This window comes from Nocardia sp. NPDC052112 (genome assembly GCF_040680135.1).
GTDB lineage: Bacteria > Actinomycetota > Actinomycetes > Mycobacteriales > Mycobacteriaceae > Nocardia.
The window spans coordinates 78,604-96,253 of sequence record NZ_JBFAWD010000004.1 but is presented as its reverse complement, the minus strand read 5'-3'; the positions used below and the strand labels follow the sequence as shown (position 1 = coordinate 96,253).

Annotated in this window: 13 protein-coding genes; 6 read left to right on the top strand and 7 right to left on the bottom strand. The window is 67.9% G+C overall.

The window, feature by feature from the left end; genetic code table 11:
* Positions 1-84: 84 nt before the first annotated feature.
* Entirely contained in the window at positions 85-912 is an 828-nt protein-coding gene (locus tag AB0L58_RS08840) for a phosphatase PAP2 family protein (RefSeq protein WP_364383454.1), read from the top strand.
* 1 nt (position 913) lies between these two features.
* On the opposite strand, the gene AB0L58_RS08835 is transcribed toward AB0L58_RS08840, so the two are convergent.
* From AB0L58_RS08835 to AB0L58_RS08820, 4 genes are all read right to left on the bottom strand, one after another.
* On the bottom strand, positions 914-2,074 hold the full coding sequence (locus tag AB0L58_RS08835; protein ID WP_364383451.1) for a VWA domain-containing protein: 1,161 nt from the start codon (positions 2,072-2,074) through the stop codon (positions 914-916).
* Between the two features lie 201 nt (positions 2,075-2,275).
* A complete protein-coding gene (locus tag AB0L58_RS08830) occupies positions 2,276-4,885 on the bottom strand; it encodes a DUF5682 family protein (RefSeq protein ID WP_364383448.1) in 2,610 nt (869 codons plus the stop codon).
* A 57-nt stretch (positions 4,886-4,942) separates the two neighbouring features.
* A complete protein-coding gene (locus AB0L58_RS08825) occupies positions 4,943-6,025 on the bottom strand; it encodes an AAA family ATPase (RefSeq protein ID WP_364384493.1) in 1,083 nt (360 codons plus the stop codon).
* A 14-nt stretch (positions 6,026-6,039) separates the two neighbouring features.
* Positions 6,040-8,919 (bottom strand): SWIM zinc finger family protein, encoded by a 2,880-nt coding sequence (locus tag AB0L58_RS08820; protein ID WP_364383445.1) that lies wholly within the window; start codon positions 8,917-8,919, stop codon positions 6,040-6,042.
* A gap of 451 nt (positions 8,920-9,370) precedes the next feature.
* Here AB0L58_RS08820 and AB0L58_RS08815 point away from each other — a divergent pair, with 451 nt between their 5' ends.
* Together AB0L58_RS08815 and AB0L58_RS08810 are read left to right on the top strand one after the other, a co-directional pair.
* Positions 9,371-11,797, top strand: coding sequence for an AAA family ATPase (locus AB0L58_RS08815; protein WP_364383442.1), 2,427 nt, complete (start codon positions 9,371-9,373; stop codon positions 11,795-11,797).
* 4 nt (positions 11,798-11,801) lie between these two features.
* Positions 11,802-12,950 (top strand): hypothetical protein, encoded by a 1,149-nt coding sequence (locus AB0L58_RS08810; protein ID WP_364383439.1) that lies wholly within the window; start codon positions 11,802-11,804, stop codon positions 12,948-12,950.
* A gap of 157 nt (positions 12,951-13,107) precedes the next feature.
* On the opposite strand, the gene AB0L58_RS08805 is transcribed toward AB0L58_RS08810, so the two are convergent.
* On the bottom strand, positions 13,108-13,239 hold the full coding sequence (locus AB0L58_RS08805; protein WP_364383436.1) for a hypothetical protein: 132 nt from the start codon (positions 13,237-13,239) through the stop codon (positions 13,108-13,110).
* Positions 13,240-13,488: 249 nt separating this feature from the next.
* Here AB0L58_RS08805 and AB0L58_RS08800 point away from each other — a divergent pair, with 249 nt between their 5' ends.
* Complete coding sequence (locus tag AB0L58_RS08800) at positions 13,489-13,926, top strand: YchJ family metal-binding protein (RefSeq protein ID WP_364383434.1); 438 nt, start codon at positions 13,489-13,491, stop codon at positions 13,924-13,926.
* Positions 13,927-13,943: 17 nt separating this feature from the next.
* Complete coding sequence (locus tag AB0L58_RS08795) at positions 13,944-14,237, top strand: SelT/SelW/SelH family protein (protein ID WP_364383431.1); 294 nt, start codon at positions 13,944-13,946, stop codon at positions 14,235-14,237.
* Positions 14,238-14,254: 17 nt separating this feature from the next.
* Here the strand turns inward: AB0L58_RS08795 and AB0L58_RS08790 are convergent, their stop codons facing one another.
* A complete protein-coding gene (locus AB0L58_RS08790) occupies positions 14,255-14,482 on the bottom strand; it encodes a zinc ribbon domain-containing protein (RefSeq protein WP_364383428.1) in 228 nt (75 codons plus the stop codon).
* Positions 14,483-14,717: 235 nt separating this feature from the next.
* Between AB0L58_RS08790 and AB0L58_RS08785 the strand changes: the two genes are divergently transcribed.
* Positions 14,718-16,295 (top strand): carboxylesterase/lipase family protein, encoded by a 1,578-nt coding sequence (locus AB0L58_RS08785; protein ID WP_364383425.1) that lies wholly within the window; start codon positions 14,718-14,720, stop codon positions 16,293-16,295.
* A gap of 148 nt (positions 16,296-16,443) precedes the next feature.
* Here the strand turns inward: AB0L58_RS08785 and AB0L58_RS08780 are convergent, their stop codons facing one another.
* A complete protein-coding gene (locus tag AB0L58_RS08780) occupies positions 16,444-17,523 on the bottom strand; it encodes an NDP-sugar synthase (RefSeq protein ID WP_364383422.1) in 1,080 nt (359 codons plus the stop codon).
* Between the last annotated feature and the right edge of the window lie 127 nt (positions 17,524-17,650).

Here is a 17,650-nt window from a genome sequence, read left to right as displayed (position 1 = left end):
CTAATGCTACGGTAAACGGAGGTTGTTGCTCCGCTTAACGTCAGATGGCGGTCCGGGGTTGGATGGGTAAGGAGGCCGCTGGCAATGGTGGCAGTGGGTCTCGGTGGTCCGAACGTGGATTTTTCACCCGCGTTGGGCGGCATCGCCGAGAAGACGAGGGCGGCGGTGCACGGCCGCGGCGGCGAGGCGGTTCGACAGCTCGCCCTGATCACCGTGCTCTATCTGGCCTATCGGGTCGGGCGGATGTTCACCGCCGACGACACCGTGCACGCATTAGACAATGCCAGGGCCATGCTCGGCTTCGAGGACAAGCTCGGGTTGCCGGAGGAGACCACGGTGCAGGCGGTATTCCTGCATCGGGATTTTCTCGCGGTACCGGCCAATTTCTATTACGCCACCGCACATTTCACGGTGGCGGTCGGGGTGCTGTTGTGGCTGTGGGCTTTCCGGCCGGAGCACTACCGCTGGACCCGCAACCTGATGGTGGCGTTGACGGGAGCCGCGCTGGTGGTGCATGTGCTGATACCGCTCGCGCCGCCGCGCATGCTGCCCGAGGCCGGATTCGTCGACCTCGCCGCCCTGCACGGCCAATCCGTCTACGGCGCACCGGATTCCGGCGGGCTTTCGAACCAGTTCGCGGCCATGCCCTCGCTCCACGTGGGTTGGGCCTTGCTGCTGGCCTTCGCCGTGGTCGCGGCGACCCGTAGTTCCTGGCGCTGGCTGGCGCTGGCGCATCCGGTGCTGACCACGGTTGTCGTGGTCGGCACCGGCAATCACTACTGGCTCGACGCGATCGTCGCGGTGATGCTGCTCGGGCTGGCGGCGCTGCTGCATCCGCTGGTGGTGCCCGCCTCGGCCACGGCGTGGGGTGCGATGGGGCCGGTCGCGCCGCAGCTGGTGGCGACACGCTGATTCAGCTGGTTCCGGCGTTTCGGTTGGCCCAGGCTTGGATATCGCCGCGGTCCAGGGCCAAGGCGAGCAGGTCCGGGAACTTGTCGGGGCTACACGCGAAGGCCGGTACGCCGAGCGCGGCGAGCGCGGCGGCGTTGTCGTGGTCGAAGGCGGGCGCGCCGTCGTCGGAGAGGGCGAGCAGGACGACCACCTGGACGCCGGATTCCCGCATGGCATTCACTCTGCGCAGCATCTCTTCGCGGATACCGCCCTCATAGAGATCGGAGATGAGAACGAACAGGGTGTCGGCGGGGCGGGTGACGAGGGATTGGGAGTAGGCGATGGCCCGGTTGATATCCGTCCCACCGCCGAGCTGCGTGCCGAAGAGGACCTCGACCGGATCAGCGAGTTGTTCGGTCAGGTCGACGACCTCGGTATCGAAAACGACCAGGGAGGTTCTCAGCGAGCGCATGGAGGCCAGGACCGCGCCGAAGACCGAGGCGTAGACCACGCTGGCGGCCATCGAGCCGGATTGATCGATGGCGAGGACGACATCGCGGCGCACCGCCTGCGCCTTGCGGCCGTAACCGACCAGGCGTTCGGGCACGACGGTCCGATGTTCCGGAAGGTAGTTGGCGAGATTCTTGCGGATGGTGCGATCCCAGTCGATATCGCGCAGCCGAGGTCGGGTGACGCGGGCGGCGCGGTTCAGCGCGCCGGAGACCGCGGCGACGGTGTGCGCGGCAATGCGCTTTTCGATTTCGCGGACCACCTTCTCGACCACCATTCGCGCGGTCGCCTTGGTGGTTTCGGGCATGACCCGATTCAGGCTCAGCAGGGTGCCGACGAGGTGCACATCGGGTTCCACCGCTTCCAGCAGTTCCGGTTCCAGCAGAAGTTGGGTGAGGTTGAGGCGATCGACGGCGTCGCGCTGCATGACCTCGACCACGGTGGACGGGAAGTAGGTGCGGATATCGCCGAGCCAGCGGGCCACCTTCGGCGCGGAGCCGCCGAGTCCGGCGGAGCGTTTGCCGGAGGTCTGGTCGTCGGTGTTGTAGACCGCGCCCAAGGCTCGATCCATGGCCTCGTCGTCCGCGGAACCCAAGCTGCCGAGGGGTTGTTCGGCGGCGGTGCCGAGTATCAGACGCCAACGCCTGGCCTGGGTGTCATCGATCGCGTTCATCCGGTTGCTCCGGGGAGGTAGGGGACGGCAGGATGCCGCCACATCGTGGTTCGAGTGCGGTGTTGCCGGAGTGCTTGCGGCCGCTCGTGGGCTGCATTTCCGGCATCCGTGCGCAGGGCGATCGGTCTCGCCGCGGCATCGAAGCCCGTCCCGTCGCCGAAGTCCGTTTCGGCGAGCTGAACTGGTGTGGGTCGCGCGGGCTCATACCGGCACCCCCAAGATGTCCGCGACCGTACGCATGGCGACGAGCCCTCGTTCGACATCGAACGTCATGTCCGCGCCGGTACTCGATGTTCCGGAGCCGCCGTCGCGCACCGCCTGGCCGATGGCACGGCGCTCCCCGGATTCGAATGCGCCGAAGGTGCGGCGCAGCAGCGGCAGGATTTCGACGAACATGTCATCGCCGAGGCTTCGCAGCCAATCGCCGATGAGCCGCAACAGCTCTCGGTCGTGGACCAGCAGCAGCCCGCGACCACCGAGGAAGCCGTCGATCCAGGCGGCCTTGGCGGCGGCGGTATTGCCGATCGAGAGTGCGGCGGAAAGCCGACGCGCGGAATCGGATTCGTCGATGCGTCCGGCATCCGCGAGCAATCGGACCGCGCGGCCGACGAGCGCGCCGTGCACGTCGTCGCGGTCGCCGAGGCGGTGCAGGGCGGCGAGCCATTCGCCGGTGGCCCAGTCGTTGTCGCGGGTGTGGATGGCAGTGTGCGCGGCATCGAGTTGGGTGCGCAGTTGTTCGGCGGCATCGGTATCGAGGCCGGTGACCGCGCTCGGCAGGCCGGCGCAGATCCGCACGAGCAGGCCGTCGGCGACGTGGGTGAGTGCCTTGGTATCGGTGCCGCGGACGTCGCCGTAGCGCAGCGTGCGGGTCAGGCCGGGGAGGGCGGCGAGCAGGTGCGTTATGTCGTGGTCCACCGCCGCGGCCGATTCCAAGCGGGTGATCAGACCGTTGGTGGCGTCGCCTAGGTCGGCGAGCAGCGCGACCTCGAGTGCGGCGGTGAGATCGCCGACGGTGCTGCCCGCACGGCCCGCGGCGTCGAGGATTTTGGCCGCCGCCGCGGTGCGGATGGTGGTGCCCCAGCGGGAGGCCTCGATGATCGACACGGCGAATTCCGGTCGCCAGCGCAGGGTCCAGGATTCGCGGAAGGTGCCCGTGCTGCGGATATCGCCGGTTGTCGGTGTGCCCCAGTCGATTCCGAGTACTCGCAGCCGGTGCAGCAGTCGAGAGCGCTCGACTTCGCGCTCCTTGCGCAGGTCGAGATCGAGGTTGCGGGACAGGGCTTCCTGCTTGAGCCGCAAGGTGCGGATCCGGGCCCGCAGATCGGCGGCCAGCGGGACTGTCGGTGTGCCGTCGGGTACGGCACCGAGCGTCTCGCCCACCACCAGTTCGGACGCGACGAGCCGCAGCATCGTCTCATCGCCCGCGCACATCACCGACCGCACCGCTTCGGTGACCTCCGACAGCCCGGCCAGCGGTCGACCCCGCAGCGCTGCGAGGGTGTCGGCGAGCCGGACGGATTCGATGATGTGCGCGCTGGAGATCGGCAGATCGTGCGCGCGCAATACCCCCGCCACCTTGGTCAGCCAGCGCGCGATCGGCTGCTCGGTCTCGGTGAACAGGTGGTGGTACCAGCCCGGTGAGGTGATTCCGGCACCATATCCGGAGGTCGTCGCCAGCCGGGAATGCGTCCACGGTACCCAGGTCACCGTCGCCTTCACCTTCCCAAGCCCCTTGAGCAACTTGGTATCCGCCGTCGCCGGACCCAACTTCCCCGTCAACGCAGGTGCGTGCCACGCTCCACACACCACCGCAAGCCGCTGCGCCCCCTCCTTCATCGCTTTGCGCATCGTCTGCCGCATGTACGCCTCACGCCGCAAGGTGTGCGCGTCGATGCCGATGGGTTCACGTTCGGCGTCTTCGCGCCCGACCGCTTCGTCGACGGTGTCGCCGGTCGGCGAGTTGTCGCTGGCCGACCCTTGTGCGGCACGGCCCGCTGCGGCGTCGGATACCGGGCGGTCCGTACGGCGTGGGTCGCTTACCGACCCTTCGCGAGCGCCGCCGGCTTCGACCTCGACGGTGTCGCCGGTCGGCGAATTGACGTCGGCCGACTCATCATGTGTGACGGGGCAGGGTTCGCCATCGGGCCCGTGTGTCTCGACGCCAGCGTGGCCTGCGGCTGAGCGATCACCCGGCGGGATGTCGTGCGCGGGCCTGTACCCAGGCAAAGGATCTTCGGTTGCGGCCGTGGTAATTCCGGGTGTGAACATGCCGCGTTCAGCGGCTTCGCGCAGTGCACCCATCGCCTCGGTGATCGCCTCGAAGGTGTCGGTGTCGGCGGCGGATTCGACCACTGCGTCCCACCAACGTTCGGCATCGTCGTAGCCAGCGGCGGCGGCCAACTCGGCGAGCGGGTCGATGCGATCGTCCGGTGCGTCCTCGGTGGCCAGGACATTGGTCGCGGGCAGGTCGCAGAACCGTACCGGAACCGCGTGCTCCGCCGCATATTGCAACGCCTGCCATTCCGGTGAGAACACCGCGTACGGCCAGAACGCGGCCTTGGCGGGGTGGTCCGGCAGGTAGGCCAGCAGCGCGACGGGAGGTGACATTCCCTCGGCCGCAACGTATCCGACCATGGGGTCGGCATCGGCCGGGCCCTCGATCAGAATGGCGTCCGGGCGGAACTGCTCCAGTGCGGTGCGCAGGGATCTGGCCGAACCTGGGCCGTGGTGGCGGATGCCGAACACACGGGTCACCGGACCGCCCGGGGCGGCGCGTTGTTGGACGTCATCGGCGGCGTTTGTCTTGCTCATCGTGTCACCCCCGGTTGCCTATGCGGTGTCGTCGGGTCGGTCGGTGGCGCCGCGCCCTCATCCGGTGACCTCGCGGCAGGCGCGGTAGAAGTCGGACCACTCGGGACGTTCACGCACCACGGCTTCCAGATACTCGGTCCAGATGACGGTGTCGCCCACCGGATCCTTGATGACCGAGCCGAGTACCGCGCCGGCGATATCGGACGCGCGTAAGGTGCCGTCGCCGAAATGCGCAGACAGGGCAATGCCATTGGTGATCACCGAGATTGCCTCGGCGGTGGAGAGCGTGCCCGAGGGGGTCTTCAGTTTGGTGCGCCCGTCGGCGGTTATACCGGAGCGCAGCTCGCGGAAGACCCGCACGACCCGGCGCACCTCCTCGGCCGCGGTCGGCACCGTCGGAAGTTCGAGTGCGGAACCGAGCTGTTCGACGCGGCGGGTCACGATGGCGACCTCCTCGTCCTCACTGGCGGGCAGCGGCAGCACAACGGTATTGAAACGGCGGCGCAATGCGGAGGACAGATCGTTGACGCCACGGTCGCGGTCATTAGCCGTGGCAATGACGTTGAAGCCCTTGGTGGCCTGCACTTCCATCCCGAGTTCCGGTACCGGCAGCGTCTTTTCGGACAGCACGGTGATCAGCGCGTCCTGCACATCGGACGGAATGCGGGTGAGTTCTTCGATCCGGGCGATGGCACCGCGACGCATGGCGGTCATGACCGGCGACGGCACCAGCGCACCTTCGCTCGGCCCCTCCGCGAGCAGCCGCGCATAGTTCCAGCCGTAGCGGATCGCCTCTTCGGCAGTGCCCGACGTGCCCTGTACGAGCAGGGTCGACGCACCGCTGATCGCGGCCGAAAGATGTTCCGATACCCAGGTTTTCGCGGTACCGGGCACGCCGAGCAGCAGCAGCGCCCGATCGGTCGCCAGCGTCGCCACCGCCACCTCCATCAGGCGGCGCGGTCCGACGTACTTGGGGCTGATCACCGTGCCGTCGTCGAGGGTGCCACCGAGCAGATAGGTGACCACCGCCCACGGCGACAGTTGCCAGGACGGCGGCCGCGGCCGATCGTCGATCGCGGCCAGTGTCCGCAGTTCCTCGGCGTAGGCCTGTTCGGCATGGGGACGCAACAGCTCCGGCATCGCATCGGTAGTGGTCACTGCAACTCCTCGAGCATCATCGAGCGGTGGTTGAGGTCATGGGCGAGCCGATCGAAGGCGCGCTCCCAATCGGGATCGGCGCAGCGGCGCGCGACCGAGGTGGCCGCCCGCGCCGCGGTGACGGGCAGATGCACGGCCGCCGCGGACAGCAGCGACCGATGTGCGCTCGGGCCGGTGCCATGCGCTTCGGGGCGTTTGGCCGCGGCACGCGCACGTTCGAACAACAACAGAATCAGGTGTTGCGCAAGGGCTTCCGGCCACGGATGACCCATAGCGGGCAGCAACGCTTCGAGTTCCGAGAGCCACGCGCCGTCCAACTGCAGCAGATGCCGGGTGCGATCGGGCAGCGGCAGCAGTGCGAACAGTTCGCGTCGCCGCAGCATGGCCAGATCGGTCGGCACCCCGCTATCGAACAGCGCCCGCGCCCAGGCCGGATTATGTTGTGCCAGTGCGGCATCCACCCAGCCGTCGAACAGCGGCTGCCGGAACCGGTCACTGATCTTGGCCAGGGTGACCTTATCCGGTGCGCCGAGTTCGGACTCCCAGTGCGGCAACGGTGTCGCCGCGACGAGTTGCCGCAGTCGGCCCGCACGCAGATCCGGTACGCCGTCCCAGCGGTAGGTGAATTCCACGGTGCGGTCGGTTATCCCGTCCCTGCGGTCGGCATCGTCGAGTTCCTCCGGAACGCGGACTACCAGATTCGAATGCAGCAGCAGATGTTCGACCGTGACCCATGCGCTCGCGCGTCGAGTCATGCGCTGTGTGAATGCCGAATCCGGCAGCAGGGGTAGCAATCCGGCCGCGACTCGCCGGACATCCGAGCGCCGATCGTCCAATGCGGCCTCGAGCAACGGTTCGTCGTCGGCCGAAATCCCGTCGGCGAGTACGGCCAGTAGCTCCGCCTTCAGCGGACCGGATTCCTTCGGCCAGGATGCGGTCAATACTGCACGTGCCGCCTCGGCGTCTCGGTGGCGCAGGTGGGTGAGCCATTCGCGGCGTTCGGACGGTTGGCCGAATTGCCAGCTCTGCTCCGTCGACGCAGTGGCAGGTCCTTGGCGCGCCAGGTCGCGCCAGTCCGGGTGCTGCTCGGCCAGCCAGCGGCCGCGGGTTCCGGCCAGGCGCACCAGTGGCTCGCGCAGTTCGGCGTGCGCCTTCGCCTGCTCGAGCAGCAGCGCGCACAGTGCGTCCGGGGCGCGATAGTCGAACGGCGCCGCGGCCGCGAACCATTCCGGGAGGAAGGCGGATCGGTCCCGCAGCATGCGGGCGAGGCGGGATGCCGAGGCTCCGGGCAGGAGTCGCCGCGCGTCATCCGCGGCGGGTTCGGGCTTGGTCGCCGTGCTGACGGATACGCCGCCGCTCGCGAAAGCGCCACGCAGCGCCGCGGATTCGAGAAGCAACAGTGCCGGATCGGTGCGCAATCGGGTCGCGGCGGCCGCGACCGGAGCCTCGAGCCGCGCGGGATCGGCTGCCCTGCGGGCCGTGCCGAGCAGCGCCACCGAGGTCAGTTCTTCCGACACCGGCGCGGCAGGCGCATTCGACGCGGTGCCGAACTCCGCGCTACCGACATCGATGACCGCGCCCGCGATGAATACCGAGATCGGCACCAATCCGGCCACACCCCATTCGGCGGCCAGTGTCACCGGATGCCCACCGGACACTCCGAGCAGTCGCCACGGTTGCTCGGCGGCCGCAACCGGCAGCGCCGTACCGTCGGATTCGGTAATGTACCAGCCATTTCCGGTCCACACCGGCACGACATCGGTGAGCAGCACCGGTCGGAATCGCAGCCACGGATCGCCCCCGAGTGCCGCGGCATACTCGGCCAATGCGTTGGCGATCGTCCCGTCGGCACCCGGCAGCGTGGTGAACGGTTCGGCCGGACCGTGCCGTTCACCCCAGAGCGCGCGCAACGGCGCGCCGCCGGGGTAGAAGTGCAGATCCGCTTCGGCCATCATCCCGGGCAGCGGCACCTCCGCCGAGAAATTCGGCGCACCGAAGGAGTGCTCCAGCAGCAGTGCCCAGCGTCGAGTCTGCCTGCCGTACAACCACGTTCGGCGCGTGTACAGCCGCTCCTCCTCGCTGGTCCGGATGCCGAGTACCTGCCACCGATCCCGGATCGCCGGTTCGGTGCGCACGGATTCGGCGGATGTCGGATAGCCGATATGAGTGCGGACGCTGGCCCGCAACTCCGGTGCCAATTCGTCGAGGCGGCGGTGCGCGGCGATCAGCAGATGCAGCCTCGCGTATTCGGCCAGTACGACATCGGGCCAGTCCGACCTGGTCACCACGGTGGTCGGTAGTTGGCGCAATGCGGCAGCGACACCAGGGGCCTGCGCGTCGACCATGCGGGCCGCGATCGCCTCGAAGGCACGAAACGAACGATCGGTCTGGGCCAACCCGGTGCGCACTTGATCGCCGAGCCAGATATCCAATTCCGCCAGACCCGCCGTCACTCGGACCCGCCGCTGTTCGGCGGTCGCCGGATCGGCCGTGCGGACCCGCGGATCGGTGGCGGGCTTCGCCGCGCGGACCGCGCGGACATCGATCCATTCCGCCGCGAAGTCCGCGATCTCGGACGTCTCGGTGATCGCACCGCTCGACCAGGTGAGCAAGAGCGACAGCGCGTGCTTGCACGGAAACTTGCGGCTGGGACATGAACACTTGTATGCCGGACCGGCCAGATCAACGATCGTCTGATACGGCTCGGCGCCGCTGCCCTGACACCGGCCCCACAGCGCGGCGTCCGCCTGCCCGGTGCCGCGCCAGCGCCCGGCGAGCTTGCGCGCGGCGGAGAGCGAGCTCGCATCGGGTGCGAGCGCGCTTACCTGCTCCTCGGTCCACGGCGCGGTCATGGTGATGGCTCCCGCCTGGCTCATCCGGCGGCTCCGGATCGACTGTATGTCATGTCTTCCCCCGTTACTCGGTTGCCGAATTTCTACCGCAGCCCACCGACAAGTTGGGTGGTGAGCGGGTATTTTTCTGGAATACGCTGCGCGGACGACGGTTTCGGCAGAAAAAGCGCCTTGCGCTGGTTGTCCGATTCTGGCATTCTGTCCTGTTCGGCTCCGACCGAGCCACCCAAATCGGGTGACACACCATCGAGCTGCCCGCCGGGGTTGGCGAGGGGTGGACATCGAGCGGGGCCCAGCCTGTTCGATGGCCATACCATCCCCGCGGGCAGATTCGCATTTTCCCTTCCGGTCACGTGGAATGGCGCCGCGGTGGGCGAATCCGACGCCATCGGGTAGCGTTTCGCTGAGCTTTCAACAGTGATCCCCATGCGGGGTTGGAGGACGTGCCGCGGTTCGGTGGTGTAGGGGGTTACGCATGCGTACGGATCCCGGAACCGATACTGCGCCGGTGCCACGCCTCACCGAAGTGGTGTCCCGGCGCCTCGCGGCGGATCCCGCGGTCACCCCCGATGTCGGGCATACCGTGCTCCGCGCCCTCGGCGGCGGCGAGTCCGACGATCTGACAACCGAATTCGACGGCACCGGCGTTTTTCTGCGTGCGATCCGGGTCCGCGGCTTCCGCGGCATCGGACCCGAGGCGACGCTGCAACTGCCGCCGGGTCCCGGTCTGACATTGGTGGTGGGCCGCAACGGAAGTGGCAAGTCGAGCTTCGCCGAGGCCGCCGAACTGGTGCTCACCGGCAGTAATCGCCGCTGGGACGGCCGCTCGGCGGCATGGCGCGAGGGTTGGCGGAATCTGCACGATGGCGGTTCGGCGCGCATCGAACTCGAATTGCTTACCGCCGGGGCAGATCCCGAGTTGACCATTGCCAAAGAGTGGTCACCGCAGGCGGATCTGGGCCAGGCGCACTGGACCGAACAGAGGTCAGGCACTGCGCCGGCGGATTTCGACGGCAACCGCTGGGCCGGTTTGCTGGAGCTGTATCGCCCCTTCCTGTCCTACAGCGAACTCGGCGCACTTGTCGACGGCAAACCGAGCGATCTGTTCGACGCACTGCACCGACTGCTCGGCCTCGACGAGTTGACCATGGCGCAGGAGCGGATTCGCACCCGCCGACTGGAACTCGAACGCGCCGCACGGGATTCGCGCCAGGAACGCATCGAACTGGTGACCGCGCTCGGTGCGGTGGCCGACGACCGCGCGGCGCGGATGGCGGCGCTGCTGCGCCCTGACCGCCCCGATCTCACCGCCATCGGTCGCGAAATTCTCGGTACGGCGGAGAATCCGGTGGGGCCGGATGGGTTGCGGGCAATCGTGCGGCTGGTCCTGCCGTCGGGCGCCGAGGTGGAAGCCATTGCCGCGCGCCTGGAAGAGTGCCGTGCGGTGCTTGCTCGCGATTCGACCGCGAATGCCGAGTCCGACCTGCGCGTATTGGAATTGCTGCGGCGGGCGCGCGATCATGTCGGGGCCAGTGGGGAATGTGCGTGTCCGGTCTGTGGGCGCGGGGAACTGGACGCGACGTGGTTGCGTGGCGCGGAAGCCGCCATCGCCGAACTGACGTCCCGAGTCGACGCGCTCGCGACGGCACGTGCCGCGCTGCGGCAGGCCGTCCGCGACGCCCGCGCGCTCCCGGAACATATCCCGCCGGAATTGGATTTCGATCCACGCAATCCGCCCACTGTCGACACCACCGCGGTGCGGCGCGCCTGGACGGACTGGGCGGCGCTGACCGGTGCCGATAACTCCCCTGACCTGCCCGATCGGCTGCGCGGCGCGCATACGCGTCTGGTCGACGAACTCGAGTTGCTACAGCAGGGCACACGTAAGGAACTGAACCGCCTCGACGAGGTGTGGTCGCCCCTGGTGCCGCGCATCAGCGCCTGGCTCGAGGGGGCACGCGCGGTTGGCGCGAACGGCAGCGAACTGCGCACCCTCAAGCGTGCCGAGGATTGGCTCAAATCCGCGACGGCCGGATTGCGCGGGGAGCGGATGGCGCCGCTGGAGACCACGGCGCGCTGGGTCTGGCGCACATTGCGTCAGCAGAGCAATGTCGAACTGGGCGCGATTCGATTGCAGGGCAATGCCGGAACCGCACGGCGCGTGCTGCTCGATGTCACCGTCGACGAGGTGGACGGCGCCGCGCTCGGTGTGATGAGTCAGGGCGAGCTGCACGCCCTCGGACTTTCGCTGTTCCTGCCGCGAGCGACGGTGGAGGACAGTCCTTTTCGCTTCGTCATGATCGATGACCCGGTGCAGGCCATGGATCCGGCGAAGGTGGACGGACTGGCCAGGGTACTCGAGGTGATGGCGTGGACGCGTCAGGTGATCGTCTTCACCCATGACGAGCGGCTGGCCGAGGCAGTGCGCCGTATGCAACTGGACGCCAGCGTGCTGGAGGTGCAGCGTCGCGAGCGATCGCTAGTGGAAGTGCGGGTATCCAGCGACCCCATCCGGCGCTACCTCGACGACGCCCGCTCACTCGTCCGCACCCCCCAACTCCCCTCGGCGATCGCCGACGAACTGGTGGCCACCTGTTGCCGCTCGGCCGTGGAAGCGGCCAGCCTGGCCAGAGCCCGTCGCAATCTGCTCGCCGACGGCATGGACCACCGCGAGGTCGAACGCCATATCGAAGGCGCACAAACGACCCGCGCAATGGTCGCACTGGCTGTCATGGGTATCGAAGGCCGAGTAGACGATCTCAACAAACACCTTGCCCGCGAAGGCAGATGGGTCGTCGACGCCCTACGCGACGCCACCGCAGGCGCCCACGTCCCGATCGACCGCAGTATGCGCGACCTGATCGCCGACACCGAAAAATTCGTCGGCTGGCTACGCCGATGAATGAATGCTGCGCACCGATGGCCGGGAGGCGGCGATGAGCGGGGTGCTCGGCGACTCAGGTAGGCCGGGCAACTCGGGTGTGCCGGGTGGCTCGGGTGGGCTGGGTGATTCGGGTGTGCTGGGTGATTCGGGTGTGCCGAGTGACTCGGGTGTGCTGGGTGGCTCGGGTGTGCTGGGTGGCTCGGGTGGGCCAGGTGATTCGGGTGGGCTGGGCAACTCGGGTAGGCCGGGCAACTCGGGTGTGCTGGGTGATTCGGGTGTGCCGGGTGATTCGGGTGTGCCGGGTGGCTCGGGTGGGCTGGGTGGCTCGGGTGTGCCGGGCAACTCGGGTGTGCTGGGTGGCTCGGGTGGGCTGGGTGGCTCGGGTGTGCCGGGCAACTCGGGTGGGCCAGGTGATATGGCCGGGCCGGGTGATTCGGGTGATTCGGGTGATTCGGGTGATTCGGGTGATTCGGGTGTGCCGGGTGGCTCGGGTGTGCTGGGCAACTCGGGTAGGCCGGGCAACTCGGGTAGGCCGGGCAACTCGGGTAGGCCGGGCAACTCGGGTGGGCCGGGTGGCTCGGGTGGGCTGGGCAACTCGGGTAGGCCGGGCAACTCGGGTGTGCCGGGTGATTCGGGTGTGCCGGGTGGCTCGGGTGTGCCGGGTGATTCGGGTAGGCCGAGCGGCACGGCTTGGCAAGGGCGCACAACTCGACGGAAGGGTGGGGCTCGGCAACGCAAGGTGGGCGAGCGAGGGCAGCGGAGCGGTGCGCGTAAACCGGGTGCAGGGAAAGCGCATCCGCCACGGCCGACGGTGGCCGAGCGGTTCGATGCGGTCGATCGGCTGCTCGACGGGTCGGTGACCGACGCCGATGGGCTGTGGTCGCGGGCGACGGTGTGGATATTGCGGCTCGCGCTCGAGCAGTCCGTCGATGAGTTGTGGTCGAAGGTGGCACCGGAATTGGCGCGCTGCCCGATGCGCGCACAACTGCTCGCCCTGCGTGTATTCGCGGGCGACGACACTGCCGCACAGGTCGCAACGGTATGGGCGGCCCTGTCCCGCGCCGCGCACCACCACGATTACGAACTCGCCCCGAGCGTCACCGAACTACGCCGCTGGCGTGAACAAACCGCGGCAATCGCCACCACGCTCGCCGCAGCCGTCACCCGCTGACCGCGCATCGCTATCGCTGCGGTGGCGCACAAGTGGCGTGCACAGCGGGCCCGGATCGATATGGCTGTGGGTCGTGGAAAGTCGAGACGCACACCCACCGGCATACCGCAGTGCTCATCGAAGCTGTTGCGCCGCAGCGCATCAGCGATGCGCGGTATCAGGACATACCGAACAGTTCCATGATGCTGGTCAGTAGTGAAAGGCTGGTCGCGCCAAGGGCGGAACCAGTACCCAAGATGTTCAACACATTCAGCAGTCCCACGTCGGGCTCCTCGATCGATGTCGACACTTCCCCACCTCCACACCGTAATTCGTAACCCCCAACCCGCCAGATCGCCCACGTCACCCCACCTTGACACAACACGCCGAAATCCCTTCGCCCCCTGCCCACCCCGAGCGATGGATCAAGATCAGGTGGAATCTATGGCGGCATCGCCCGAGAGACCCCGCCGTAGATTCCACCTGATCTTGATCAAGGAGCGCTGCGGGCGATGGCCGGTGCGCGTGGTGGTTTGTGTGGCGAGGAGGATTTGGAGTTATGGATGAGGCGCAGGCGTGCCCGTGTAGGCGGGGGGAGGCATTCGGGGGGTGCTGTGGTCCGGTGCTCGCGGGGGAGCGGTCCGCGGCCACGGCGGAGGCGCTGATGCGTGCGCGCTATACCGCATTCGCGGTCGGCGATATCGAATATCTTTTGCGGTCCTGGCATCCGCGCACCCGACCGAAGACGCTCGAATTGGATCCGGACCAGCGCTGGCTGTTTCTGGAGATCGTGCGCACCGAGCGCGGCGGGCCGTTCGACGACACCGGCACCGTGGAATTCATCGCCCACTACACCTGCGGGGGAGACCCCCGCATCCCGCGCGCCGCGGGGCCGCGCAGCGCGGCCGGCGGTCGACGCGGATCGCTGCACGAGGTCAGCACATTCACCCGCGTGGACGGGGCCTGGGTCTACCTCGACGGCGTCATCGAACCGTGACAGGTAGCGTGCCACCCATGCCACGTGTCGCGATCGAATACTGCACGCAATGCCGCTGGTTGCTGCGCGCGAGCTGGATGGCCCAGGAATTGCTGAGCACCTTCGCCACCGAACTCGGTGAGGTAGCGCTGATCCCCGGCACGGGTGGCGTCTTCCGCATCACCATCGACGGCGAGCAGATCTGGGAGCGCAAGGCGGACGGCGGATTTCCGGATATCGCGATACTCAAGCAGCGCGTGCGCGATCGCGTCGCACCGGAGCGTGATCTCGGCCACGTCGACAAGCGGGACCGATCGTCCGATGGAACGTGATTTCGACCACGCCGGATTCAGGCGCAGCAGCCGCCACCGCAGCACCCACCACCGGTGGGACGCGGCGCGGGCGCGGGCGACGCGGTACCGCCGCCACCCCGGCTGACCGTGCCGAATGTGGTGAGCAGCTTGACCGTGTCGTCGTGGCCGTTCGGGCAGGCCGCCGGATTCGACGCCTCCGCCATCGGACGGTTGACCTCGAAAGTGTCGCCACAGCTGCGGCACCGGAAGCTATAACTCGGCATCGGGCCAGCGTAGCGCCACGGGTGAGAGGTGCGTCCGCCCTATCCCACCATCCAACTGGACGTACTCTCGAATGAGAGATCGCTAGGTGCTTGGACCCGGCCGGAGCAAACTCGCAGCGCACTGCCCGGGTCGTAGGCAGGAGGTGCGGAAGGGCATGAGCGAGCGTAGCGAGCGAATCGTTGGCGCAGCCACGCGAGTGGGCACGACGGAGCTGAGCGCCAGCGAGGTGCGGCCATGACCACTCAGTTCGAGGTAGAACCGGGCTCCGAGGTCGGCGACACCGAGCCGGTCGCGCAAACGACCTGGGGCCGCGTGAGTGGACGCTGGGACGGACCGGTCGCGGTGTGGCGCAGCATCCCGTACGCATCCGCACCGTCGGGTCCGAACCGTTTCCGGCCGCCACTGCCGCCGCAGCCATGGGACGGCATCCGCGAGTGCACGACCTTCGGCGATATCGCCCCGCAGACCATGGGCAATATGGTTCCGGTCGACTCCGAGCTACGGATGGGGGAGGACTGCCTGTGGCTCAATGTGTGGTCACCGCGCAGTTCGGCCGATACCGGTGCGCCGCGGCCGGTGCTGGTCTGGTTGCACGGCGGCGCCTACTGCCTCGGCACCGCGGCCCAGGCGATCTACGACGGTCGCAAGCTGGCCGAAGCCGGTGACGTGGTGGTGGTGACGGTCAACTACCGCCTCGGTGCGCTCGGCTTCCTCGATTTGTCCTCGCTCTCCGACGATTTCACGCCGAATCTCGGTTTGCACGACCAGATCGCCGCACTGCGGTGGGTCCGCGACAATATCGCCGCATTCGGCGGCGATCCGGACAATGTGACCCTGTTCGGTGAATCTTCCGGCGCCGGTTGCGTGACCGCGCTGCTGACCGCACCGCCCGCAGCCGGACTGTTCCACCAGGCGATCGCGCAAAGTCCGCCCGCGACAACGGTTTTCGGCCAGGCACGCGCGGCCGCTGTGGCCCAACGCTTTCTGGAACTGATCGAACTGCCGTATTCGCGTGCGAGCGAATTGCTGGAATGCCCGATCGAGCGGATCGTGACCGCCGCGGGAGTTCTGCTGGACGAGATTCCGTTGAAGGAGCCGGGCCGACTGGCCGCCGCGCCTGTCGTCGACGGCGATTTGGTCCCGACCTATCCGATCGACCGCTTCCAACAGGGCCGCTCGCATCGGGTGCCGCTGATCATCGGCACCAATAAGGACGAGGCGTCGCTATTTCGCGTCTTCCGCTCGCCGATCATGCCGGTGACCCCGGATGCGGTGAACATCATGCTGCGCGACGTGGCCGCCAACCATCCGGATATGTCGCCCGAGCGCATCGCCGAAATCACCTCGGCTTATCCGGATCTCGCGAAAACCCGTGGCGCACTTGCCATGTCCACCGACGCGGCCTTCCGCATGCCGGCTCACTGGGTGGCCGACGGCCACGCCCAGCACTCGCCGACCTGGATGTACCGCTTCGACCAGGCCACTCCGATGCTGAAGGCGGCCCGCGTCGGCGCCGGTCACGCCACCGAATTACCTTATGTCTTCGGCAATTTCGGCACCCTGAACCACGACCCCACCTTCTGGCTCGGCGGCCGCAAGGTAGCCATGGAAGTCTCAGGTCGCATGCAACGGCGCTGGCTCGCCTTCGCCACCCACGGCGTCCCGGCTGCCATCGACGGCTCCAAACACTGGCCCCCCTATCGCCCCGGCACCCGCACCACGCTGCTCATCGACAATATCGACCGTGCAGTCGACGACCCGGACCGCGACTTGCACATCGCCTGGGGCGAACAAGCGGTCGGCTTCAGCTGAGGCCGCCGCGAACGGCATCATCGGCAGTGCACGGCCGCTTGTGTCCATATCTTGTGTGGCGGCACTGTCGGAGTGCTAGCGGATCAGGGTCGACCGAATCGCCGCGCGGTCGACCCAGCACACGCCGAATACCAAGCGCGCCTACGTATTACACGTCCGTGGAGAAGCGGATACCGCCGTCCGGGATATCGACGCCGGGCCAGACACGGGCGCCGCGTAGTAGTTCGCAGCGGGCGCCGACATTCGCGCCGTCGCCGATGACGGCGTCACGGACGAGGGCGCGCGGACCGATGCGCGCGCCGAAGCCGATGATCGAGCGTTCCACGGTGGCCCCGGCTTCGATGCGGGCACCGTCGAAGAGCACCGCGCCGTCGAGGCGTGCGCCCGCACCTACTTCGGCACCGCGACCGACCACGGTGCCGCCGATGAGCAAGGCACCGGGGGCGACACCGGCACCCTCGTGGACCAGGGATTCACCGCGCTGACCCGGCAGGGCCGGGGACGGGGCGATACCGCGGACCAGATCGGCCGAGCCACGGACGAAGTCCTCCGGGGTACCCATATCGCGCCAGTAGGACGAGTCGACGTGACCCTGCACACGGGCGCCCTCGGCGAGCAGCGCCGGGAACACCTCGCGCTCCACCGACACCGGCCGCCCGGCCGGGATCTTCTCGATGTATTCGCGCCGGAAGACATAGCAACCGGCATTGATCTGATCGGTCGGCGGATCCTGTGTCTTCTCCAGGAACGCGGTGACCCGCCCCTCCTCGTCGGTCGGCACACAGCCGAATGCGCGCGGGTCGCTCACCCGAACCAGATGCAGGGTCACATCCGCATTCGTGGCCTCGTGGGTATCCAGGATCGCACCGAGATCGGTGCCGCCCAGCACATCGCCGTTGAACACCATGATGTTGTCGGCGCGCAGCCTGGGCAGCACATTGCGGATGCCGCCGCCGGTGCCGAGCGGTTCGGTCTCGGTGACGTACTCGAGCTCCAGGCCGAGGTCGGCGCCGTCACCGAAGTGTTCCTCGAAGACCTCCGCCTTGAACGAGGTGCCGAGCACGACGTGGGTGATTCCGGCGTCCGCGATCCGGGCGAGCAGGTGCGTCAGGAACGGCAGTCCGGCCGTCGGCAGCATCGGCTTGGGCGCCGACAGGGTGAGCGGACGTAACCGCGTGCCCTGGCCGCCGACCAGAATCACGGCGTCGGTGCCTGCATTTGCTGCCATCATGCTCCCTGTTCACAGTGGATCGTGCCCGGTGGTGCGCCCGGTAGGGTACCGATTCCGGACACCGCCGAGTTCCGCGTCTACGGACAGACACCAGTCTCAGTACCCAGCGACACGGTTCCGGCAC

What these genes read in the sequence shown, in the direction of transcription:
- AB0L58_RS08790 (WP_364383428.1), bottom strand. Translation starts at nt 14,482, where the DNA reads ATGCCGAGTTATAGCTTCCGGTGCCGCAGCTGTGGCGACACTTTCGAG.
- AB0L58_RS08810 (WP_364383439.1), top strand. Translation starts at nt 11,802, where the DNA reads ATGCTGCGCACCGATGGCCGGGAGGCGGCGATGAGCGGGGTGCTCGGC.
- AB0L58_RS08830 (WP_364383448.1), bottom strand. Translation starts at nt 4,885, where the DNA reads ATGAGCAAGACAAACGCCGCCGATGACGTCCAACAACGCGCCGCCCCG.
- AB0L58_RS08820 (WP_364383445.1), bottom strand. Translation starts at nt 8,919, where the DNA reads ATGAGCCAGGCGGGAGCCATCACCATGACCGCGCCGTGGACCGAGGAG.
- AB0L58_RS08780 (WP_364383422.1), bottom strand. Translation starts at nt 17,523, where the DNA reads ATGGCAGCAAATGCAGGCACCGACGCCGTGATTCTGGTCGGCGGCCAG.
- AB0L58_RS08800 (WP_364383434.1), top strand. Translation starts at nt 13,489, where the DNA reads ATGGATGAGGCGCAGGCGTGCCCGTGTAGGCGGGGGGAGGCATTCGGG.
- AB0L58_RS08815 (WP_364383442.1), top strand. Translation starts at nt 9,371, where the DNA reads ATGCGTACGGATCCCGGAACCGATACTGCGCCGGTGCCACGCCTCACC.
- AB0L58_RS08835 (WP_364383451.1), bottom strand. Translation starts at nt 2,074, where the DNA reads ATGAACGCGATCGATGACACCCAGGCCAGGCGTTGGCGTCTGATACTC.
- AB0L58_RS08840 (WP_364383454.1), top strand. Translation starts at nt 85, where the DNA reads ATGGTGGCAGTGGGTCTCGGTGGTCCGAACGTGGATTTTTCACCCGCG.
- AB0L58_RS08825 (WP_364384493.1), bottom strand. Translation starts at nt 6,025, where the DNA reads ATGCCGGAGCTGTTGCGTCCCCATGCCGAACAGGCCTACGCCGAGGAA.
- AB0L58_RS08795 (WP_364383431.1), top strand. Translation starts at nt 13,944, where the DNA reads ATGCCACGTGTCGCGATCGAATACTGCACGCAATGCCGCTGGTTGCTG.
- AB0L58_RS08785 (WP_364383425.1), top strand. Translation starts at nt 14,718, where the DNA reads ATGACCACTCAGTTCGAGGTAGAACCGGGCTCCGAGGTCGGCGACACC.